The 21,553-nt window shown below is 39.0% G+C and carries 19 protein-coding genes; 7 read left to right on the top strand and 12 right to left on the bottom strand.

The window, feature by feature from the left end:
- Positions 1–34: 34 nt before the first annotated feature.
- Complete coding sequence (locus ACOXY8_RS08370) at positions 35–751, bottom strand: DUF4197 domain-containing protein (RefSeq protein ID WP_458331121.1); 717 nt, start codon at positions 749–751, stop codon at positions 35–37.
- Positions 752–841: 90 nt separating this feature from the next.
- Here ACOXY8_RS08370 and ACOXY8_RS08365 point away from each other — a divergent pair, with 90 nt between their 5' ends.
- Positions 842–3,295: a S9 family peptidase gene (locus ACOXY8_RS08365; RefSeq protein WP_458331120.1), complete on the top strand. Its 2,454-nt coding sequence runs from the start codon at positions 842–844 to the stop codon at positions 3,293–3,295.
- An 80-nt stretch (positions 3,296–3,375) separates the two neighbouring features.
- Here the strand turns inward: ACOXY8_RS08365 and ACOXY8_RS08360 are convergent, their stop codons facing one another.
- Both ACOXY8_RS08360 and ACOXY8_RS08355 read right to left on the bottom strand, forming a co-directional pair.
- Positions 3,376–4,059, bottom strand: coding sequence for a DUF6048 family protein (locus ACOXY8_RS08360; protein WP_458331119.1), 684 nt, complete (start codon positions 4,057–4,059; stop codon positions 3,376–3,378).
- Positions 4,043–4,501, bottom strand: a complete 459-nt coding sequence (locus ACOXY8_RS08355; protein ID WP_458331118.1) for a DUF6452 family protein — start codon at positions 4,499–4,501, stop codon at positions 4,043–4,045. Before ACOXY8_RS08355 ends, ACOXY8_RS08360 begins: the two co-directional genes overlap by 17 nt.
- A gap of 116 nt (positions 4,502–4,617) precedes the next feature.
- Between ACOXY8_RS08355 and rimO the strand changes: the two genes are divergently transcribed.
- The 4 genes from rimO (at position 4,618) to ACOXY8_RS08335 (ending at position 8,633) form a co-directional block, all read left to right on the top strand.
- Entirely contained in the window at positions 4,618–5,934 is a 1,317-nt protein-coding gene (gene rimO / locus ACOXY8_RS08350) for a 30S ribosomal protein S12 methylthiotransferase RimO (protein ID WP_458331117.1), read from the top strand.
- An 18-nt stretch (positions 5,935–5,952) separates the two neighbouring features.
- Positions 5,953–7,515: a bacillithiol biosynthesis cysteine-adding enzyme BshC gene (gene bshC, locus ACOXY8_RS08345; RefSeq protein ID WP_458331116.1), complete on the top strand. Its 1,563-nt coding sequence runs from the start codon at positions 5,953–5,955 to the stop codon at positions 7,513–7,515.
- On the top strand, positions 7,508–8,086 hold the full coding sequence (locus ACOXY8_RS08340) for a 5-formyltetrahydrofolate cyclo-ligase (RefSeq protein ID WP_458331115.1): 579 nt from the start codon (positions 7,508–7,510) through the stop codon (positions 8,084–8,086). Before bshC ends, ACOXY8_RS08340 begins: the two co-directional genes overlap by 8 nt.
- Before the next feature lie 124 nt (positions 8,087–8,210).
- Entirely contained in the window at positions 8,211–8,633 is a 423-nt protein-coding gene (locus ACOXY8_RS08335) for a CBS domain-containing protein (protein ID WP_458331114.1), read from the top strand.
- A 43-nt stretch (positions 8,634–8,676) separates the two neighbouring features.
- On the opposite strand, the gene msrA is transcribed toward ACOXY8_RS08335, so the two are convergent.
- Positions 8,677–9,156: a peptide-methionine (S)-S-oxide reductase MsrA gene (gene msrA / locus ACOXY8_RS08330; RefSeq protein WP_458331113.1), complete on the bottom strand. Its 480-nt coding sequence runs from the start codon at positions 9,154–9,156 to the stop codon at positions 8,677–8,679.
- Between the two features lie 153 nt (positions 9,157–9,309).
- Here msrA and ACOXY8_RS08325 point away from each other — a divergent pair, with 153 nt between their 5' ends.
- Positions 9,310–10,197: an ion transporter gene (locus ACOXY8_RS08325; RefSeq protein ID WP_458331112.1), complete on the top strand. Its 888-nt coding sequence runs from the start codon at positions 9,310–9,312 to the stop codon at positions 10,195–10,197.
- Between the two features lie 34 nt (positions 10,198–10,231).
- On the opposite strand, the gene ACOXY8_RS08320 is transcribed toward ACOXY8_RS08325, so the two are convergent.
- Entirely contained in the window at positions 10,232–11,749 is a 1,518-nt protein-coding gene (locus ACOXY8_RS08320) for a M28 family peptidase (protein ID WP_458331111.1), read from the bottom strand.
- Between the two features lie 298 nt (positions 11,750–12,047).
- Between ACOXY8_RS08320 and gcvP the strand changes: the two genes are divergently transcribed.
- Positions 12,048–14,957 carry an aminomethyl-transferring glycine dehydrogenase gene (gene gcvP, locus ACOXY8_RS08315; protein ID WP_458331110.1) on the top strand — a complete coding sequence of 970 codons (2,910 nt, stop codon included), beginning with the start codon at positions 12,048–12,050 and terminating at the stop codon, positions 14,955–14,957.
- A 59-nt stretch (positions 14,958–15,016) separates the two neighbouring features.
- Here gcvP and ACOXY8_RS08310 read toward each other — a convergent pair whose 3' ends face one another.
- The 7 genes from ACOXY8_RS08310 to ACOXY8_RS08280 all read right to left on the bottom strand — a co-directional run bounded on the left by ACOXY8_RS08310 (position 15,017) and on the right by ACOXY8_RS08280 (position 21,486).
- The gene (locus tag ACOXY8_RS08310) at positions 15,017–16,072 is read right to left on the bottom strand and encodes an acyltransferase family protein (protein WP_458331109.1); all 1,056 of its coding nucleotides are present in this window, start codon (positions 16,070–16,072) and stop codon (positions 15,017–15,019) included.
- Between the two features lie 19 nt (positions 16,073–16,091).
- Entirely contained in the window at positions 16,092–16,661 is a 570-nt protein-coding gene (locus ACOXY8_RS08305) for an ankyrin repeat domain-containing protein (RefSeq protein WP_458331108.1), read from the bottom strand.
- A 24-nt stretch (positions 16,662–16,685) separates the two neighbouring features.
- On the bottom strand, positions 16,686–17,321 hold the full coding sequence (locus ACOXY8_RS08300) for a hypothetical protein (protein WP_458331107.1): 636 nt from the start codon (positions 17,319–17,321) through the stop codon (positions 16,686–16,688).
- Position 17,322: 1 nt separating this feature from the next.
- Positions 17,323–17,841, bottom strand: coding sequence for an RNA polymerase sigma factor (locus tag ACOXY8_RS08295; RefSeq protein ID WP_458331106.1), 519 nt, complete (start codon positions 17,839–17,841; stop codon positions 17,323–17,325).
- Between the two features lie 224 nt (positions 17,842–18,065).
- On the bottom strand, positions 18,066–18,275 hold the full coding sequence (locus tag ACOXY8_RS08290; RefSeq protein WP_458331105.1) for a helix-turn-helix domain-containing protein: 210 nt from the start codon (positions 18,273–18,275) through the stop codon (positions 18,066–18,068).
- Positions 18,276–18,277: 2 nt separating this feature from the next.
- Positions 18,278–18,817: a DUF2975 domain-containing protein gene (locus tag ACOXY8_RS08285; RefSeq protein WP_458331104.1), complete on the bottom strand. Its 540-nt coding sequence runs from the start codon at positions 18,815–18,817 to the stop codon at positions 18,278–18,280.
- 152 nt (positions 18,818–18,969) lie between these two features.
- Entirely contained in the window at positions 18,970–21,486 is a 2,517-nt protein-coding gene (locus tag ACOXY8_RS08280) for a cation-translocating P-type ATPase (protein WP_458331103.1), read from the bottom strand.
- Positions 21,487–21,553 lie beyond the last annotated feature (67 nt).

Raw genomic sequence — 21,553 nt, 5'->3', positions numbered from 1 at the left:
CTGTGCAGAAATTGGTTTTTTAATTTCTTAGAAATTACGGGTTTGTGGCGTTGCCAAATACTCTTTTCAAGATCGCTGTAGTACGCTCTGCTGGGTTGGTTCTTATAGCTAATTCTTCTTGGGCTACTAGAGTAAATAAACCTTCCAAAGCTTTATGAGTTACATAAGCGTCCAAATCTACATTCACGGGTCTCACAAGTGGAATACGATTGTATCGAGTAAATATATCTGCCCATAGACGAGTGGCATTTGTATTTTCTAAGTGAGTTCTGATTATAGGGCTAAAAGCAGCCGTTAGTTTGTCCTGCGTATTTCTTTGCAAAAAGCGAGTGGCTTCATCGTTGCTACCTTTTACAATAGCAATAGCTTCTGTAATGGTGAGTTGTCTTAAAGCGTCTCTAAAAATAGGCCCGGCTTCTTTGGAAGCATCTTCTGCAGCACGGTTCATTGCTGTAATCGCTTTTTGAATTTCGCCATCTAAACCAATTCTGTTTAGTGCATCGGCTATACCTTGTGCTTCTGGTGGAATGGGAATTTTGATAAGAGGATTTCCCAAGAAACCATCAATAACTGAGGCCTTGGTTACACCATTATTTATCCCTTTTAGTAATGCTTCATTTATACCCAAGCGTGCTTCACCTTCTGTAAGAGGTCCAGCACCTAAGCTACTTAGATCGATGACGGAACATGAAGAAACCGAAAAAACTATAAATAAACCTGTTAGAGCAAAAAGTCGGAGTGATGATTTCATTTAGGAGATTATTAATTAAAAAATGGAAAAGCTTTTCTAAATTTAAAGGTTAGATGCCGATTTACAAATAAACTCAAACCTTCATAGATTATGATTACGAAAATAAAAAGAATTAGTCTTCTTTTGCTTAGCGTGATGATGGTGATGCCGGCTTTTTCGCAGGAAAAACTTGGCTATCAAAAGCCTCCCGCCGAAATAGCAAAGCTAGTAGAAGCACCCTCAACTCCATCAGTAAGCTTTACTGAAAATGCAGATTGGATGCTTTTGATGGAGCGCCCAGGTTATGGATCCATCGAAGATCTTGCTCAGGATGAATTGAGAATTGCAGGGATGAGAATTAATCCTGCTACATCAGGGCCAAGTCGTTCATCAGGAATGAATGGGCTTATTTTGAAGAATACGGCATCAGGTGCAGAATACCCAATTACTGGCCTGCCATCAAATCCGAAAATAAGTAATGTAAGTTGGTCGCCTGATGAATCTAAAATTGCATTTACACATACTACAGATTCAGAAATCCAACTTTGGATGGCAGATGTCGCTACTCGCAGCGCATCTAGAGTAGGGCAATTCAAATTGGTAGATGTGATGGGTTCTACGATCACTTGGTTGCCAGATAGTAAAAACATGATTGTGATGACTGTGCCTATTAATAGAGGCCCATATCCTCAAGCACCAAAGGTGCCATCAGGGCCAATTATTCAAGCGACTTCTGGTGATGCTGCTCCTAGTCGCACTTACCAAGATTTGCTTCAAAATAGCTATGACGAAACTTTATTCGCCTATTTTGCTACTTCAAGCTTGATGAAAATAAGCGTAGATGGAAATGCCACAAGTCTAAATATGGAAGGCCTTTACAAGAGTTATTCCATATCACCTGATGGCAATTACATTAAGGTGGAAACTATCCAAAGACCATTTTCTTATCTAGTGCCAGCATACAGTTTTCCTTATGATGTGGATATCCACGATATAAGTGGCAAGCATATCAAGAAAATTGCTTCTCTTCCTTTGGATGAAAATCGTCCAACTGGATTTGATGCCACAGTTGATAAGCCTAGAAGCTTCAGCTGGCGTGCCGATGCCGACGCAATGCTTTATTGGGTGGAAGCACAAGATGGTGGCGACCCTAGAAATGAAGTTGAAGTAAGAGATATTGTATTTGCATTAGAAGCACCATTTAATGGTGAGAAAAAAGCAATTGCAAAAACCTCCCTACGATATGGGGGCATTTCATGGGGTGATGATAATTTCGCTCTTTTGAATGAAAGATGGAGAGCAACAAGAACAGAATTGACAAGTATTTTTGATCCATCTGATCCGAATAAGCCTATGCGAGAAATGATCAGACGTTCTTACGATGATATTTACAACGATCCAGGTTCACCACTTACCGTAAGAAATGATGCCGGTCACAGAGTATTGATGCGGGAGGGTAATAAACTTTTTATGACATCTACAGGAGGTTCACCTGAAGGAGATATGCCTTTCTTCAGCAGCTTTGATGTAAATACTAAGCAGCAAGAAATATTGTGGAGATGCGAAGCACCCTATTATGAGCGCCTTACTAAAGTGGTTGATCTAGACAAAATGCATATCATTACTATCAGAGAATCTGAGAATGATGTGCCTAATTATCAACTGAGAGACTTGAAGGCAAATACCATAAAGCCAATTACTGCATTCCCTCATCCAACTCCGGAACTATTAGGAATTCAGAAGGAGCTAGTGAAATATAAAAGAGCTGATGGTGTGGATTTGTCAGCAGTATTATACACTCCAGAAGGTTACGATAAGGAGAAAGACGGACCACTTCCTGTGCTTATGTGGGCTTATCCTAGAGAATACAAGTCTGCGGATGTAGCTAGTCAAGTGAGAGGTAGTCAATATACGTTTACACGCCTTAGCTGGGGATCGCCACTTTACTGGGTGCTACGTGGATATGCCATTATGGATCGCACCGAAATGCCGATTGTAGGTGAAGGAGATACAGAGCCGAATGATGTGTTTGTTCAGCAATTAGTTGCAAATGCCGAAGCTGCCATTAATAAAGTGGTAGAAATGGGAGTTGGGGACAGAAATAGAATTGGTGTTGGTGGTCACTCGTATGGCGCATTTATGACAGCCAATTTGCTAGCCCATACGGATTTGTTCGCAGCTGGTATTGCCAGAAGTGGCGCTTATAATAGAACATTGACGCCATTTGGTTTCCAAGCTGAGGAGCGTACTTATTGGGAAGCTCCAGATGTGTATAACACGATGTCGCCATTTATGAATGCGAATAAAGTAGATCAGCCATTGTTATTGATTCATGGTGAAGCTGACAACAATTCAGGAACATTCCCAATCCAAAGTGAGCGTTTTTATAATGCCTTGAAAGGCCATGGAGCTACTACGAGGTTGGTAATGCTACCTCACGAAAGTCATGGCTATGCAGCGAAGGAATCTATTCTTCACACATTATACGAAATGGATTCATGGTTGGAAGAACATGTGAAAAATGCGCCTACCAAACCCAATCAAGCAACTTTGCCAAATAGATAAGATTTAGGTTTTGACCTTAAACCAAAAATCCCAAACTGATAATAATCGGTTTGGGATTTTTCATTATTGAAGATTTCTTTTTACTCTGGATTATTATCCATCAGCTTGTCAAAGCTTGGAGGCTCTGGTTTGAAAAAGGGAATTCGATACATTATTGAATAACCAAAACTAAACCCACCGCTTTCTGCATTGCCATATCCTGGAATTTCAAATCCTTGTAATTTCGTTGAACGTGAATCTACACTTGCGCCTAATTTGTATCTGATAGTATATCCTACAAATAAATTATTTCTAACCCTTACTCTTAATCCAGCAACTAACTCCATCCAATTAGCATTTGCCCCAGATATACTAACTGTATCTTGCTGAATATCCCAAGTTGGTGCCTGAAAAGCATGAATCAATTCTTCATCGAATTTGGCAGCACCATATCTTAAACCAATGAATAAAGCATTGCCGAATGGATCTCGATGAATGATATTATAATCGGCTCCTACTCGTAAATAATTTCCTTCATTCAAGTATGTATAATTACTTCCCACGCCATCTACTTTGGCCCAACCTGCGTCAGCAGCTATCAGGAACTTATTAATTCCCAAATCGGCATTTAATTCAAAAGCAGATCTCTGAGGATCAATAATATTAGTAGCTAATTTCATAGCATCGAAGCCCACCCTCAATCCTAATGGCTGATAGTCACTTTGTGCTTGCAACGAATTGGCAAGCAACAGAAAAGCTGATATTAGACTAAAGTATAATTTCAAAATTGACTTCTGTTTGGCGTGTCATTATTGGCGTAACTACTGTTATGCTGTCGAAACTAGAGTATTTAATTTCCAGGTCTTTGTATATAAGTTCTACTCCACAAAGTTCAGAGATAATTCGATACTGAACATCATAAGAAACTTCAATCGTATCTCTCAAATTATCTTCTCCTTCAAATATAAATGTAGTAGAATTGCTAAGTGGATTTACGGGTAATTCATACACATTATCATAAAATGTAGCTCCCGTTGAAGCATTTTCTTCTGCACCAATTGCATAAATTCGATCATAAAGTAATGCTGGCTCCGGATTAGTTAAAGCTCTGAATCGTACTTTTACTTCGCTGCGTGTGCTACTACTGCAATCGGTATTGTCCTCACATGCAACAAATGCAAATAAAAAAATTAGAAAAGCAGGAATCAATCGGTTTTTCAAGGACATGCGAATTAGACTTCAAATTTAGGGAATTATTCTGTTAGGCTGAGAGTTTATCCTCCATGCTTAAGCATCCCAGTTTATTTTTCTAATTTTGTGCCAAATTATCGGGAAGGAACACATTGAAGACAAAAGGATTAAAAAAAGATAAAGTAAATATTGTAACGCTTGGTTGCTCTAAGAATCTTGTTGATAGTGAAGTGCTTTTCACACAGCTCAAAGGTAATGGCATCAAAGCCACCCACGAGTCTAAAAAGGACGATGCAAATATTGTAGTTATCAATACTTGCGGTTTTATTGATAACGCGAAACAAGAGAGTATAGATACTATACTTCGTTATGTTGATGCAAAAGAAGCAGGGTCTATTGATAAGGTATATGTTACGGGCTGTTTAAGCCATCGCTACAAAGATGATCTCGAAAGAGAAATTCCTCAAGTAGATGCTTTTTTTGGAACCAATGAGCTTCCAGCCCTTCTCAAAAAATTCAAAGTAAATTATAAGCATGAGCTTTTAGGTGAGCGAATTATCACCACCTCCAAGCACTACGCTTATTTAAAAATAGCAGAAGGCTGCGATCGCCCATGCTCATTTTGTGCAATACCATTGATGCGCGGTGGACACAAATCTCGACCTATAGAAGAACTTGTTGCGGAAGCCACTAACTTGGCTGCAAAGGGAGTAAAAGAGCTTTTGCTAATTGCCCAAGACTCCACTTATTATGGTTTAGATCTTTATCGCAAGCGTAATTTGGCCGAATTGATGAGCCGACTAAGCGATGTGCCGGGCATAGATTGGATTCGCTTGCATTATGCATTTCCAGCCGGCTTTCCTATGGATGTATTGGATGTGATGGCGGAGCGAGAGAATATCTGTAATTACCTCGACATGCCACTACAACATGGAAGTAGCAGTCAGCTTAAATTAATGCGAAGAGGAATCACCAGACCAAAAACGGAGGAGCTAATTACCTCAATTAGAGAGAAAGTGCCGGGTATAGCTTTGCGAACTACGCTGATAGCTGGGCATCCAGGAGAAACAGAGCAGGACTTCCAAGAAATGCTCGATTTTGTGCAGTGGGCTCGCTTCGAACGATTAGGAATCTTTACCTACTCACATGAAGAAAATACCCATTCGCATAATTTTGAAGATGATGTTCCTGCTGAAGTAAAACAATCCCGCGCCAATGAAGTAATGGAATTGCAAGAGCATATATCAGCAGAATTGAATGAAGAGAAAATAGGCAAAACTTATAAGGTTCTTATTGATAAAAAGGAAAGCGGATATTTTGTAGGACGTACTGAACAGGATTCGCCAGAAGTAGATAATGAAGTATTAATTCCCGTTACCGAAGGCTATTTGAGAATTGGAGATTTTTGCAATATCACCATTACTGAAGCGACAGCTTTCGATTTGTACGGAAAAATAGCTGAAGTCTAAAACTTATATAAAAGGATAATGCAAGTAGAAAAAATTGCCCTAAAGGATACCCATAGTTTTTCTAATATTTTACTCAATTACCTTAGCCAAAGCAAGGATTTGAAGTCGTTTTACAGCTTTGCTCCAACTATGGACGGAATAATTGAAGCTACACAATCGCATCAATTAGGAGCTAAGGAAAGGGCGATTTTACGAGATGCATTATTGCAACAATATAAAGATGTAGAATTGAGCGATTCCTCCCGCTCCAACATTCAAAGCCTTGCGAATACAAACACATTCACAATCACCACAGGTCATCAGCTTAATATTTTTACTGGACCATTGTACTTTATTTACAAGATAGTATCTGTAATCAATGCTTGTAAAAGCCTGAATCAAAAACATCCAGATCTTCATTTTGTACCTGTGTATTGGATGGCAACGGAAGATCATGATTTAGAGGAAATCAATCATTTTCAGCTGTTTGGAAAAACATTCACTTGGGAAACGGATCAGAAGGGTCCCGTTGGGCAAATGCTTACAGATGGACTTGCTGAGCTAGCACAGAGTTTGCCAGAAGCTGCTCCGCTGTTTGAAAAAGCCTATAAAGACGGGAAGGATTTAGCACAAGCTACTCGCATTTTTGTAAATGAGCTTTTCAAAGATCAAGGCTTGGTAATATTGGATGGAAACGATGCGAATCTTAAGCGCTTGTTTACTCCAATTATGAAGGAAGAATTGACGCAACAGCAAGCAAATGTGGAGGTGGAAAAATCCTCTGCGAAACTTGAAGAGCTGGGATATAAAGGGCAAGTTTTTTCTAGAGAAATCAATCTTTTCTATATGGAAAAGGGATTGCGGGAAAGGATTGTTGAAGAAAGTGGAAGCTATAAAGTGTTAAACACGGAGTTGGAGTTTTCGCGGGAGGATATTTTGGCCTTGCTGGAATCTAATCCAGAGAAATTTAGTCCGAATGTAATTCTCAGACCTTTATTCCAAGAAACCATAATGCCAAATGTGGCCTATTTTGGTGGCCCGGCCGAAGTTGCCTATTGGTTGCAAATAAAGAGTGTGTTTGATTTATACAAGGTGGCTTTCCCAGTGGTGATGCCTAGAAACTTTGCTCTTTGGGTAAATAGGGGAATAGCCAAAAAGTTGAACCAACTAGGAATTGAGACTCAAGATATTTTCTTAAACAATGATGATTTGAAAGCTAAATTTCTTGACAACCAAGGATTTGAAGCTCCAGATATTCAAGCTGAGGAAGAAATGGTTCGCACTGCTTACGAGCAGATTGTGAAGGTTGCTGTAGAGTTTGATGGTTCCCTCAAAGGATTTATCGAAGCAGAAGAGAGTCGCGCATTGAAATCATTAGAGAATATTGGAAAGCGACTGGTGAAAGCTGCTGAATCTAGAATGGATGTTTCCCTGCGTCAGTTGCAAAATAGTAAAGATCGCCTTTTCCCAAATGGCAAGCCTCAAGAGCGGGTGGATAATTACCTTAGCATTGCGCTTAATCAACCTCAGTTTATCAATACGCTATTACAGCATTTGGACGCGTTCGATACGCAATTTTATGTATTCATAGAGAATGAATAAATCGGAACTTCGTAAGCTACTTTCATACAGAAGGGAGAGTTTAAGCTCCACTGAGTTTGAACAGAGAAATTCTGCTATGATCGAAAAGCTAATCGAAGTATTAAAGCAAAAGACCTTTGAATACATTCACATTTTTTTGTCTATACCACAGAAAAATGAACCTCAAACACAGCCAATAATTGATTGGCTAATTGAGTATAAACCAGAAGCAAAAATTGTAGTTTCCAAATCAGATTTTCAGCATAAGCGAATGCTGAATTATGAATACATTGGGCCTCATCAACTGCTGGCAAACAAATTGGGCATTCCTGAGCCAATTGAAGGTGAAATTATTGACCCGAAGCTGTTGGATATCGTTCTAGTTCCCATGCTAGGTTTCGATACAAATGGCCATCGGCTGGGCTATGGACAAGGATTTTACGATCGCTTTTTGGCCAATGATTGTAAGGTAAATGCATTGAAAATTGGTCTTTCTATCCTCCCGCCAATTGATAATTTGCAATTAGCAGAAGCACATGATGTTCCGCTAGATATGTGCATTACTCCATTTGGTGTTTTTGAGTTCCAATGATTTTTTTTGCTTCAAAGAGTAATTTGGCAAAAACTCTGTGGTTCAAAAATCAATCATTCTAATGACATTGCTCAGTCTTTCTCAATCCAATTATCTCTAGTTTTGACATATAAAAAGTAGAGCCATGGAAAAGATGAATCAAGACCTTGTAAGTACCATAATGACACCTGATGTATATGTGGTGCAGGAAAATACGCCTTTACAAGATGTGGTAAGGCTATTTAGAAAATTGAATGTACGACATGTGCCAGTGGTTTCTGGGGTTAAGGTAGTGGGAATTATTAGTCGTACAGATATTAATAGACTTACTTTTGGAGCGCTTATCGAAAATCAGGAAGATGCAGATGAGGCAATTTTGGAAATGCTGAGTGTGCCCCAAGTAATGACTTCAAAACCAAAATCCATCAGTCCGGATGCAACCATAAAATCATTGGCTGAGGTTTTTGTAAATCAAGAGTATCATGCACTGCCTGTAATAGAGGATGGAGAACTTGTTGGCATAGTTACAACTACTGATGTGATTAAATATTTGCTTACAAAAATTTAAGAATTGTTTGTTCTTTGAATGGAAGTACGTATCCTTTTGAGCACTAAAACCTCTTGGTGAAAAAGTGGCAATAAGGCGAACTTCCATTGTTTTTATAATAGTCTTGATGATAGTTTTCTGCTGTGTAAAATTCAGTAGCTGGAGTAACTTCCGTAGCTATTTTTAAACCTTTTTCTTCTAATAAACTGATAAGCTTTTCAGTGATTTCCTTTTGCTCATTGTTAAGGTAAAATACCGCTGAGCGATACTGAGTGCCAATATCTGGTCCTTGTCGATTCATTTGCGTTGGGTCATGAGTCTCAAAAAATAAGCGAGCTAAGGTTTCGAAATCGGTTTTGCTAGGATCATAAAAAACTTCGGTGGCTTCGGCATGACCTGTAGTGCCAGAGCAAACTTCTCGGTAAGTAGGATTGGCCACCTGACCACCGATATAACCAACCGTGGTGCTGATGACACCTAGCGCTTTTTGAAAGTAGTACTCCGTTCCCCAAAAGCATCCCGAAGCAAAAATGGCTCTTTCCATAAAATTCAAACTAGATTGATGATTACCTCTGTTAACTTCAAAATCGGAAATTTGGTTTGTTATTCATTGGCTGTTCTTCCTCCCGCCTCTTTTAGATTGATTTTACTTTTGAATTCATTTAAAATTCCGATTAACTTAATGCAAATTTGATGTATGACGAAACAGGAAGATGAATTTTGGAATGGAGAAATTTCCCAGAGTAATGTTCCGTGGAAGAAGAAGGCATTTAACGTAATTTATAAGTCAGATACTTACTGGGGCAAATTTTTCGATGTAGGATTACTGATTGTCATTTTGCTCAGTATTATGGTTGTAATGCTTGATAGTATTCCCATGATACGGGAGGCTTATGGCATTTATTTGAATATCCTCGAATGGGTATTCACGGGGCTGTTTACCATCGAATATTTATTGCGTATTACAATAATAAAAAAGCCCAAAAAATACATTTTCAGTTTTTTGGGCGTCATTGATTTACTTTCGATTCTACCAACATTTATAAGCCTACTTTTTGCCGGAAGTCAGTATCTTATGGTTATTAGATCCCTTCGCTTTTTACGGATCTTCCGTATTTTCAAAATGGTACACTTTCTAAGCGAGATTCAAACCTTAGGTTCAGCTTTAATCCTTTCTTTGCGCAAAATCAGTGTATTTATCCTATTTGTTGTCTTGCTGGTGATTATAATGGGCTCGGTTATGTATTTGGTAGAAGGCGGTCAAAATGGTTTTAATTCTATTCCTTCAAGTATTTATTGGGCTGTAATTACTCTTACAACCGTAGGCTATGGAGACATCGTGCCTGTAACAATGCTTGGTAAAGCTATAGCCTCTTTGATGATGCTTTTAGGCTATGGAATTATCGCAGTTCCGACGGGGATTGTAACTGTAGAATTGGCTAAGTCAACAAGAAAAGGAAAAGAAGATTTAGGCCAAGTTTGTCCGAGTTGTGGATACGAAGGCCATAAAATTGGAGCGAATTACTGTTTCCACTGTGGATTCGATTTCGATAAAATCCAAATAATAAAAAAGGCCGAGCAATAGATTGAACGGCCTTTTGAATTAGATTTTGTTTGAATTAACGATTTAACAAGCGCTGATCCATTTGTGTATCAAGCATTGGTTTTCTATTTCTGTTTGCTAGATCCCACGATGTGTAGAATACTAGTCTAGCTCTTGTTTCAAATACATCCCATTCAATTTTGTCGATGGTATCGCTAGGTCTATGGTAATCTGCATGCACACCGTTGAAGAAGAATATCACAGGAATATTGTTCTTAGCAAAATTGTAGTGATCGGAACGGAAGTAGAAACGATTTGTATCTTCTGGATCGTCATAACGGTAGTCCAGATCCATATTTGTGTACATTACATTGTTGTAATCTAAAATCACTTTCAATTCAGAAGAAAGAACTTCCGAGCCAATCGGGTAAACATAATTTCTCACTCCTGATTCCTCATGTTCTGTATCCAATCTACCAATCATATCTATATTGATATTAGTGATAGTTTTCTCATGTGGGAAAATCGGATCAAAATCAGTGTAATACCTAGAACCAAGGAGGCCTTTTTCTTCACCAGTTACTAATAGAAAAACCATTGATCTGCGAGGACCATTTCCTTCATTAGCAGCAGTTTTAAAAACGCGTGCAATGTCAATTACTGCTGAAGTTCCTGAGCCATCATCATCTGCACCATTATTTACTTGGCCATCAGCTGTAACTCCTACGTGATCGTAGTGCGCAGAAAGTACTACATATTCGTCTTTCAGATCAGTACCTTCTACCATGCCAATTACATTAGCGGTAGGCACTTTTTCAACAACTCTTTCGATTTCATAAGAATATTTAATTGGCTTTAAGCTTTTATGAGAACCATCAGCAGCCATGGCTACCATTTCCTCTTGTGTTTTGCCAATAATGCTTGCTGCATGTTCTGGAGAAACTAACCATAACAAATTGTCAGTCAAGTTAGGGTTTGGTAAACCCAATCTGCGAGCAGTTGCGAAGTTTCTGAATCTTCTAGTTACATTTTGATATTGCTCAGCTGTTTCTGCATTTACGACCATTACGGCATTTGCACCTTTTTCTTTGATAGCATCTACTTTAGCTTCATAGCCTGGGCCCGGAGCATAAAGTAATGCGGTCTTATCTGTCAAGTTTAAACCTTCAAGAGAGGAAGCTTCACCATTACCAACAAATACAATTTCCGATTTACCAGATTTGCTTTCTTTTACACTTCCAAAGAAAATTACATCTCCATTTACGAATGTGTTGCGACCAGCTTTGAATTCCACTTTTCCCCAGCCAGTACTTTCCAAATCGAAATTCTGAAGGTAACCCATTTCGTTTCCGTTTGGAGCAACAGGCTTCAAGCCCAAGTCTGCAAACTGTCCAGCAATGTAAGCCGCAGCTTTGCGCTGACCTTCCTTGCCAGTATCACGGCCTTCCATGTCATCTGCAGCCAGTATTTCTAGATGCTTTCTCAAACTCGATTCGGTTATGCTATTGCCATGCTTCAAGGCAACTGCGTCTTGGGCGTTTACATTCGCTGCTAAAACCAAGCAAGCGATGCCCATCCATATTTTTTTAATCATATCCAATTTTAGGTTTATTAATAGCCTCCAAAACTAAGGAAATTCTACTAACATTAAAATATAGATTCCTAAGACAAAGGATTACTAGTACAATTGTTTGAGAATAATGAAAAATACTCAAACATTCAGGCTAAACATTAGTCTTTGAAACTATGCTTTGACAAGACTTGTATCATAAATTGAGGAATGCGTTATGGTGATAAATAATGCTTTAATTTCCCAAATTATTGCAGGCAATTATTCTTACATTTGCAGCTCCAAAAAGGAGTTTAGATTCAGGCTATTTAGATAAGGAAAAATGAAAATTAAGCTATCTACTACAGATTTATTTGAAAGAAGACATAACAGTCCCGATCAAGAACAGCGGGAGGAAATGTTGGCCGCTATTGGCGTTGCATCACTCGACCAGCTTATTGACGAGACTGTCCCGGCAGGTATTAGGCTTAAGAAAGCCATGAATTTGCCAGAACCCTTGTCTGAATATGAATTTCTAAACCAACTGAAAAAGGTTGCTGCTAAAAACAAGCTTTTCAAAAATCACATTGGTTTAGGTTATTATGGTACGATTACTCCGGGTGTTATTCAACGTAATATCCTCGAGAATCCAGGTTGGTACACTGCCTATACTCCTTATCAAGCAGAAATAGCCCAAGGCCGTTTAGAAGCTCTTATCAATTACCAAACGATGGTGATGGAGCTTACTGGAATGGAAATAGCCAATGCCTCACTTTTGGATGAAGGCACTGCTGCCTCAGAAGCCATGACCATGCTTGCAGGACTTCGCAAAGGAAATAAGAAAACATCCACTCGCTTTTTTGTAGATGAGCGAGTATTCCCCCAAACGATCGATGTATTAACTACACGAGCAATCCCAGTAGGTATCGATTTGCAAATTGGTAAAATTGAGGACTTAGATCTTACAGACGAAAACCTTTTTGGTGTTCTATTACAGTACCCTGATGCAAATGGCCGTATCTTCGATCCATCTGATTTTATAGCTGCCGCAAAAGAGCAAAATGTATTTGTAGCAGTAGCTGCTGATTTGCTTTCATTAACTCTTATAACACCTCCAGGTGAAATGGGAGCTGATGTGGTAGTAGGCACTACGCAGCGTTTCGGTATTCCCATGGGCTATGGCGGTCCACATGCAGCCTACTTCGCTACACTCGATGCGCATAAGCGATCAATTCCAGGTCGTATTATAGGTGTTTCTATTGATAGCAATGGAAACAAGGGCTACAGAATGGCGCTACAAACTAGAGAGCAACACATTCGTAGAGAGAAGGCGACTTCAAATATTTGTACGGCCCAAGTACTACTTGCCGTAATGGCGGGAATGTATGGCGTATATCATGGTGCTGAAGGGCTTAAAAATATTGCAGCGAAAATCAATGGCTTGACTAGGACTTTGGAAGAAGGTCTTGGGAAATTAGGTTATAGCCAATCGAACGATGTGTATTTCGATACATTGAGAATAAACCTTGATGTAGATCAAAGCTTGCAATTGAAGAGCATCGCTGAAGCGGCTGAAATGAACTTCAGGTATTATGAAGCGGGAGGAGTGAGCATCTCTCTAGATGAAACAAGTACGCTAGCTGATGTAAAAAACATATTAGCCGTATTTGCTGAGCTGAAAGGTGAAAAGTACATCGGCGAAACTGAGAAGAACCTTATTGCTGATGAAGTAGAAATTACTTTTCCAGAGCCACTTACTCGTAAGTCTGCCTATTTACAGCATCCTGTTTTCAAGCTTTACCACTCTGAGCACGAAATGCTCAGATACATCAAGCGATTAGAAAACAAAGATTTGTCTTTAGTGCACTCTATGATTTCACTTGGATCTTGCACAATGAAACTGAATGCCACTACTGAAATGGCTCCAGTTACATGGCCTGAATTCGGAAATCTTCATCCATTTGCTCCACTAGATCAAACGGAAGGCTATCAGCATATTTTCAATAATCTTGAAAATTGGTTAGCAGAAATCACTGGATTTGATGCGGTATCCTTACAGCCAAATTCAGGTGCTCAAGGCGAATATGCCGGCCTAATGGTAATTCGTGCCTTCCACCTTGAGAATGGAGACGATCATCGCAACATTGCTCTTATTCCATCTTCTGCGCATGGTACCAATCCAGCTTCTGCAGTAATGGCCGGCATGAAGGTGGTAATCGTGAAATGCGACGAAAGAGGCAATATCGATGTGGAAGACTTACGTGATAAAGCAGAACAGTACAAAGATGTGCTCGCAGCTTTGATGGTGACATATCCGTCAACTCACGGAGTATTCGAAGAAAGTATCAAAGAAATTTGCGACATCATTCATCAACATGGTGGCCAAGTGTATATGGATGGCGCTAATATGAACGCGCAAGTTGGACTTACAAGTCCGGCTATGATTGGTGCTGATGTTTGTCATTTGAACTTACATAAAACATTCTGTATTCCTCATGGTGGTGGTGGCCCAGGTATGGGTCCAATATGTGTGGCGAAGCATTTAGCACCATTCCTTCCTGGTCACGCTTTGGTAGAAACTGGTGGGGATACGGCAATCACAGCTATTTCGGCTGCACCTTATGGCAGCGCAAGTATATTACTTATCTCTTATACTTACATTGCATTAATGGGAGCGGAGGGATTGACAAATGCTACTAAAATAGCTATCCTCAATGCCAACTATATCAAGAAGCGTTTGGAAGGAAGCTATGACGTGCTTTACACAGGTAGTAAAGGCCGAAGTGCTCACGAAATGATCATAGATTGCCGTAACTTCAAGCGCTCAGGCGTGGAGGTGGAAGATATCGCTAAGCGCTTAATGGATTATGGTTTTCATGCACCAACAGTATCATTCCCAGTTGGAGGAACTATGATGATAGAGCCAACCGAAAGTGAAACCAAATCTGAACTAGATCGCTTCTGCGATGCAATGGTGAGCATCCGCAAGGAAATTGTAGAGATTGCTGAAGGCACAGAAGATAAGTTGGATAATGTATTGAAAAATGCTCCGCATACTGCTGCGGTAATCACAGCGAATGAATGGAATCATGCATATAGTCGTGAAAAGGCAGCTTTCCCACTAGATTATACGCGTAGTAACAAATTCTGGCCTACAGTAGGACGGGTGGATTCTGCTTACGGCGATCGTAACCTAGTTTGTAGCTGCATCCCAATCGATGAATATGCTGAAAGTGAAGAAAGCTTAGCTTAATTTTAATCTGATAGATATTTAATAAAAGAGGTCAACTTGAGAAGGGTTGACCTTTTTTATTAAGAATTCATTTTCAAGCCAAATAACAGCCTTGTCACTTTGAAACGTCTAATGAGCAACTCATAAATCAACAAGCTACCAAAGCTTGTAATAACGACTGTTGCCATAAATTTCAACTCTACTGCCAATTCTAAAGGAAAAATAAGCATCCCTGCCAGATACAATACAATCATGTGAATGATATAAACAGGATAGCATGCTTGGCTTAAATAGCTGAGCGTTTTGCTCGATTTATTCAAATGTCGGTAACCAAATGCGAATATTGCCAATATCCAAAGGTTTGACTCGATGGCTAACTGTAAAGCAGAAACGCTTAAAGGCATTTGACTAAATCTATATACATATAGGGATATGGCTAATGCTAAAATCAGCCACCGAAATTTGTCGATCATGGTCCAAAATCCTGAACCACTCAAAACGAAACAATAGCCAGCTATAAATGCGATTAGACCTAGAAAGAATCCGTGCCAAGTCATAGCATACAATTCGAAAGGAACCGGCTTTACCCAGATTGCTTCCAAGCCAAAAAGTGCAAAAACAAGGAGTAAACCAATTGGATGACTTAATCCATTTTTGATGAAAGCAATAATTTTCCCTCCCGCATTTGATTTGAGATAAATAATTAGAGGAGTAAATAGAAGCACATAAATAAATATGTTTCCTAAAAACCAAAGATGTGCAGGGTTGGGCGTATAAGATATTTCCCAATTGTAGTGGTACTGCAATAGACCCATTTGAATAGGGACAATACAAATAACTCCAAAGACAAATGGCAATAAAATCCTTTTAGCTCTTTCTTTGATTAATTGTTGCCAAGTTCTACTTTGAGTAGCGAAATATACACCCATACCAGATACAAAGAAGAGTAGTGGGATTCTCCAAATATTAAGCAATGTCATAGGTGTCCATAGTTCAAGCCAGGGTTCTTTATTGGTAATGAACCCAATGAATAATCCCCAAGGCTGAAAACAAATTGCAACATGGTATATGAGAAGCAAGCCAATAGCAATTACCCTCAACCAATCGATATCGTGGCGTCTATCGGTTGTATTCATAGTGATAGATTTTTATTACTTATCTGAGCATTGCTGCAATCTGAGGCCTTGTTTTTTCGAGGTAGTCCAAATCGATTTTCAATCCCATTGGTTCAAGCATAGTTCCTAAGCTTTCGTAGGCAGGTTTTACTTCACTGAATTGCCCAGCTACAGATTCATAAGGAGTTTGTCCATAGATGTTCTTTATGCTTTTATCTGCATCATAATCCAGAAGTAGTTGGACAATATCAGAATGGCAAAAGAACGCAGCAGAATGCAATGCTGTGGAACCCTCATTATTTGTCAAATTCACATCTGCTCCCGCTTCTAAGAGTATTTTTGCGATTTCGGTTTTGCCAAATACTGCGGCACTAGTTAGTGGGCTTGATCCACCAAAAGGATCCTTGCTGTTGATATCTGTACCTCCCGCAATATGCTGCTTCACCACTTCAATATTATCAGCAAGTACGGCTGAGTGTATATCAATGTCAGGAATACTAACTTCATCTGAGCGTTGAGCAGACGATTCATTTTGACGATTGCAGGCATTTGCCAATAGGAGGGCTGATACACATGCTATGAGCACAGTGCTTTTAAATAAGGTTTTCATAAGTTAGTGGGGTTTGTGAATTAATTAATTTTCATCTTCCACAGCCTTCAAGAAGTCCATGGCTTTTTGCAATTTTTCAGCACCGAAGTACTTGTTGGACCAATTACGCCATTTGTTAGAAGGGTTGCGGGGTGATAGTTTGATAAATAAGAAAATAGAAAGGAATATGAAGACAGTCACTATTATCAGTTGAATTATCCAGAATACCATGCCGCCATTTTGGACTAACTCTTCCGTGTACCACCAGGTGCAGAAAAATGGAGCTTGCAATAATAGTACTCGACCAGAATTGGTGTAGGAAGTATACACTTTGGCAAGTTTTTGCTGAGTTTGATTTATGCTCTCAGCAATATCTATAGAGCCAAGTATAATAATATGTCGCAGGTAAATAAGAACAGCGAATATATTGAACAGGATAATGCCACTCAATGAAACCACGAAGTAGGTATTATCTAATGTATTCACTGCCAAAAAAAACAATGCGAATATCCACAATAAACCAAGCAGCATTACGCGTACATGGTTACGTATAAAGGATTGTATTTTGGAATCAGCCTTTTCTTTTTGCAACTGATGCAGTTGTTGCTTATTGATGGCAAGCATCTCATCAATTCTTTGATCGTAGGATCGCCAAATACTTTTTAATTCTGCTTCGTTCATTTTATCGATTGCTAAGTTGAAATTTAACTCTCAGTTTCTCTTTAATCCGACCTATTTTGGTCGAGACATTCGTTTCGCTTAAACCCATTATTTCAGCGATTTCCTTCTGACTTTTATCTTCCAAATACAGAATGGTCAGGATTCTATCAACTTCTTTTAGCTCTGAAATGAACTGTTGCAGTTGATCGAACTTTTCTTCACTGGCGGGCGGGTGTTTATCGGCAACAATATCCACCAAACTGCCCGGCAAATCAGTCATTATAGTTTTCCGCTTGGCGTCTTTTCGGTAATAAGAAATTGCCACATTCAAAGCCACACGGTATGTCCAAGTTGAGAGCTTTACTGAGCCATTGTATCGGCGGTACGCTCTCCACAATTGGATGATAATCTCTTGGATTAAGTCCTTTCGGTCGTCAGCATCATTACAATAGGAGCTAGCTACTTTGTAAATGATTCCTTTACTTTCTTCAAGATACTCTTCGAATTGAATCGACGTTGGATCATTGATTTGTTGATTCATGTCCATTCAATTTTTACCAACTCGATTCTCCAATTAACACGTTGAAGTGAGGCTTTCCTCAAGCGAATGATTTTGGCTACTGCCATGAGATTCATGTCCTTTTATTTCGTTTGTTCTATTATTCGCAGCAGTAGTCTCAATCTCACATAATTCGGAAATTATTTTACAGATTACTTTTTAACTTGTTGATTAATAGGTAGTATAATAATTTTCAATTCATCAAATTACTCTTCCTTACTAAATTCAAGCAAGTCGCCGGGCTGGCAATCCAATGCCTTGCATATTGCCTCTAGCGTGCTGAATCGGATTGCTTTTGCCTTGCCAGTTTTAAGAATCGACAGGTTAGATAATGTAAGATCCACCTTCTCAGAAAGCTCGTTTAGCGACATCTTTCTCTTTGCCATCATTACATCTAAATTTACTACTATAGGCATGTTTATATTGTTAGTTCGTTTTCAGCTTGAATTTCAAGGCCTCTTTTGAAAATTTGTGCAATCACAAAGATAATTCCTCCTAATAGCAAAAACTCAGATGCTCCACCAAGATAATCGTGTAAGCTTGGAATTATAACCTCCCGCTTTACTAGCCAGTCACTATATCCACTTACTATGATATGAAGAATCGCTATTTCAAGTGCTACATAGCTAATTTTAGTAATCAGTTTTGCAATCTCTTGACTAAATGGCTGCACCAAATTTAGCTTCATAAATATCTTTATCAGCAAGTAAAAAATGTAAGCCTGCAAGCCTGAAATGAAAACAACCAATGAAATGAGTAAGCCATAATGCCATTTGTCATAGTCAAACAAATTGGACAAGTCTAGACCTAAGTATAGGTCGCTTGCTCCAGCGGGGTTGATGAAAAAACTGACAAGTGCGGAAAAAATTAGGGCGCCTGTCTTTATGCAGAAGCCAATAAATATGACCCAAGCGATTACATGCATGATGATCATAATGGTTGCTGTGTTTTGCTTCATGAGTTTAGTTTTGAATATTATATTGCAAATAAAAATAAATAATTATTGATAAACAATAAAAATGTATTTTTTATCATTAAATATTTTTTTAAACTGCTTATTCTACTCTTAATAGAAAGCGGGAGGGAAGCTTTCTATCCAAAATTTACTGATCATGAATTGCCTAGTTGCTTTTGACTGTTTCTTTTAAAGACCTTCACCACCTCAAACCAAACTACAGAAATAGCTCCAATACCCATACAAAGCATAATTTGCATCATGTCTAGTTGTTGAAACTCAAAAAAGCTAGTCAAAGGCTTAACAAATAAAATAAGCCCAACCACAGCTAAGGTGATGGCTATGATTAATAGGACGAGGTTGTTCTTGTATTTCAAAGTGGTGAAAATTGAGTAATAGAAGGAGCGATTCACTAAAGTGAGGAATATGTTGGCAGCGATTAGAACCGTGAAGACCATAGTGCGTGTGAGTGATTCATTATATCCATTTAATACTCCGTACTGATAAATAAACAAGGTTCCTGCTGTTATCATCAAGCCTTGAACAATACTGATAGAAAGCTCTTTGGTATTGAAGAAGGACGTTGTTAATTCCTTGGGCTGCTGATTCATTGTATTTTTTTCCATAGGCTCATTTTCGTAAATGATAGAGCATGTTGGCCCCATTATCAGTTCGAGGAAGATGATATGAATGGGTGAGAAAATATTTGGGTAGATCCATCCTAAAGCTAAGGGAATAAATACTGTGAGAATAATCGGAATATGAATGGAGATGATATATTGAATGGCCTTTTTCAGATTTGTGTAAATCTTCCTTCCCATGGCTATTGCATCCACCATTTTGGAAAGGTCATCTTGTAATAAAATTAGCGAGGCGGCTTGTTTGGCAATTTCGCTTCCTTTTTTGCCCATTGCTATTCCGATATGTGCTGCTTTGAGGGCAGGGCCATCGTTCACGCCATCTCCTGTCATTGCTACAATTTGATTATTAGATTTTAGAGCATTTATAATCTTCAATTTGGCTTCAGGAAACATTCGAGTAAATATTGCGGTGGAGGCTACACAAGTCTTGAGCTCATCTTCTTGCATTTGCATCAATTCATCGCCTGAAATGCTCTTGTCATAATCTCTGAAATTGATTTCCTTGGCAATTGCTGCGGTGGTCAAAGCATTATCACCCGTGATTATTTTCACGGAGATACCTGCAGTATAAAAATCTTGCAGCACTTTCTGAATGTTCTTTTTCGGGGGATCGTAAAGTGCGACTATTCCTTTAAATTGAAAAGGCAAATCTTGCTGCTTTGCAGGATAGTCTTGGCCAGTAAAGGTAGATACTCCAACACCCAATACGCGATATCCATCTGTTGCTAATAGTTCAATAGCAGATTGAATCTGCTCCTTTTCGGTTTCAGATAAATCCGATACTTGGACAAGCGCTTCTGGTGCGCCTTTGGCTGCTATAATTCTATTGCCTTTTTTATCTGCAAATACATGTGTCATCATTGGGGGTTTTCCGCCAAGCGGATATTCATGTACAAGCTGGTAGTTTGGGCGATCATCAGTTTTCGCAGAATTGCTATAGGCCTGATGCAAAGAAAGCTCCATTGGATCAAAAGGGATGGGTTCACTTGCCCACATTGCCAGTTCAATTAGCTCTTTTTCATTTGCAGTAAGTTCTTTATCAGGCTCAAAAATTTGATTGGTTGATAATAAATACAGCTTTGCGAGGCTCATTTTATTCTCGGTGATCGTCCCTGTTTTGTCGGTACAAATTACTGTAGCGCTGCCTAGGGTTTCAACCGTTTTCATTTGCTTTACTACAATACCCATCTTCATAAGTCGCCAAGCGCCTAATGCCATAAAAGTGACAAATGCCACAGGAATCTCTTCAGGCAAAATACTCATTGCAAGTGTGAGGGATTGCAATAGACTTGTCAATAGGTCTTGGGAATTTATATAATTGATGACCCACACAATGATAAATACCACTGCTCCAGCAATGGCCATTTTCTTCACAAAATTGGCAATTTGTAGTTCCAGAGGCGTTTTTTCGGTGCTGATGTTCTCTAAACTTGTTCCAATTTTGCCCAGCTTAGTTTCGTTGCCAATGGAAGTAACAGTGGCAATGGCTAAGCCGCTTACGACCATTGTTCCGCTGTAAATGAACTTATCTTCTTTGGAGGCGTCCTTAAAAACTGAAAGCGACTCGCCCGTGAGAATTGCCTCGCTAACTGAAAAGTCGTTGGAGTGAACGATGGTGCCGTCAGCGGTAATAAGTGTACCTTCTTCTACCATAAGAGCATCACCAATTACTACATCTTCACTTTTTATTTCTTGAACTTTCCCATCTCGAATGACTTTGCATTGGGGCTGAGAGAAATATTTTAATTTGTCTAAGGCATTCTTACTTCTAGTGTGTTGGAATAAGGAAATAGAAGCAATGAGTACAATTGCTGCTAAAAGAAATAGCCCATCACCTGTTTGTCCGCTTACAAAATAGATAGTAGAAGCAACCAAAAGTAAAAGAACCATTGGATCCTTAAATATCTGTTTTACGGCTTCTACGAATTCGTTTTGCTTTTTGGGAATGATTTTATTTAGGCCAAATTTTTCTCTTGATCTAATTACCTGCTCTTCGCTTAGCCCTGAGATATTGAAATTATTGGCAGGCATTTTTGAATATGTTTTAAGGGATTGTCTGTTTTCGGTTAAGCTAAAGGCATTTATTCCTTTTGAATTC

The sequence above is a fragment of the Peijinzhouia sedimentorum genome (genome assembly GCF_049340005.1).
In the GTDB taxonomy this organism is placed as follows: Bacteria; Bacteroidota; Bacteroidia; order Cytophagales; family Cyclobacteriaceae; genus CAXBDP01.
Note: the sequence above shows the minus strand (reverse complement) of the source record. Positions and strands in the feature narration are given on the sequence as shown.

What these genes read in the sequence shown, in the direction of transcription:
- ACOXY8_RS08370 (WP_458331121.1), bottom strand. Translation starts at nt 751, where the DNA reads ATGAAATCATCACTCCGACTTTTTGCTCTAACAGGTTTATTTATAGTT.
- ACOXY8_RS08365 (WP_458331120.1), top strand. Translation starts at nt 842, where the DNA reads ATGATTACGAAAATAAAAAGAATTAGTCTTCTTTTGCTTAGCGTGATG.
- ACOXY8_RS08355 (WP_458331118.1), bottom strand. Translation starts at nt 4,501, where the DNA reads ATGTCCTTGAAAAACCGATTGATTCCTGCTTTTCTAATTTTTTTATTT.
- bshC (WP_458331116.1), top strand. Translation starts at nt 5,953, where the DNA reads ATGCAAGTAGAAAAAATTGCCCTAAAGGATACCCATAGTTTTTCTAAT.
- ACOXY8_RS08340 (WP_458331115.1), top strand. Translation starts at nt 7,508, where the DNA reads ATGAATAAATCGGAACTTCGTAAGCTACTTTCATACAGAAGGGAGAGT.
- ACOXY8_RS08335 (WP_458331114.1), top strand. Translation starts at nt 8,211, where the DNA reads ATGGAAAAGATGAATCAAGACCTTGTAAGTACCATAATGACACCTGAT.
- msrA (WP_458331113.1), bottom strand. Translation starts at nt 9,156, where the DNA reads ATGGAAAGAGCCATTTTTGCTTCGGGATGCTTTTGGGGAACGGAGTAC.
- ACOXY8_RS08325 (WP_458331112.1), top strand. Translation starts at nt 9,310, where the DNA reads ATGACGAAACAGGAAGATGAATTTTGGAATGGAGAAATTTCCCAGAGT.
- ACOXY8_RS08320 (WP_458331111.1), bottom strand. Translation starts at nt 11,749, where the DNA reads ATGATTAAAAAAATATGGATGGGCATCGCTTGCTTGGTTTTAGCAGCG.
- gcvP (WP_458331110.1), top strand. Translation starts at nt 12,048, where the DNA reads ATGAAAATTAAGCTATCTACTACAGATTTATTTGAAAGAAGACATAAC.
- ACOXY8_RS08310 (WP_458331109.1), bottom strand. Translation starts at nt 16,072, where the DNA reads ATGAATACAACCGATAGACGCCACGATATCGATTGGTTGAGGGTAATT.
- ACOXY8_RS08305 (WP_458331108.1), bottom strand. Translation starts at nt 16,661, where the DNA reads ATGAAAACCTTATTTAAAAGCACTGTGCTCATAGCATGTGTATCAGCC.
- ACOXY8_RS08300 (WP_458331107.1), bottom strand. Translation starts at nt 17,321, where the DNA reads ATGAACGAAGCAGAATTAAAAAGTATTTGGCGATCCTACGATCAAAGA.
- ACOXY8_RS08295 (WP_458331106.1), bottom strand. Translation starts at nt 17,841, where the DNA reads ATGAATCAACAAATCAATGATCCAACGTCGATTCAATTCGAAGAGTAT.
- ACOXY8_RS08290 (WP_458331105.1), bottom strand. Translation starts at nt 18,275, where the DNA reads ATGCCTATAGTAGTAAATTTAGATGTAATGATGGCAAAGAGAAAGATG.
- ACOXY8_RS08285 (WP_458331104.1), bottom strand. Translation starts at nt 18,817, where the DNA reads ATGAAGCAAAACACAGCAACCATTATGATCATCATGCATGTAATCGCT.
- ACOXY8_RS08280 (WP_458331103.1), bottom strand. Translation starts at nt 21,486, where the DNA reads ATGCCTGCCAATAATTTCAATATCTCAGGGCTAAGCGAAGAGCAGGTA.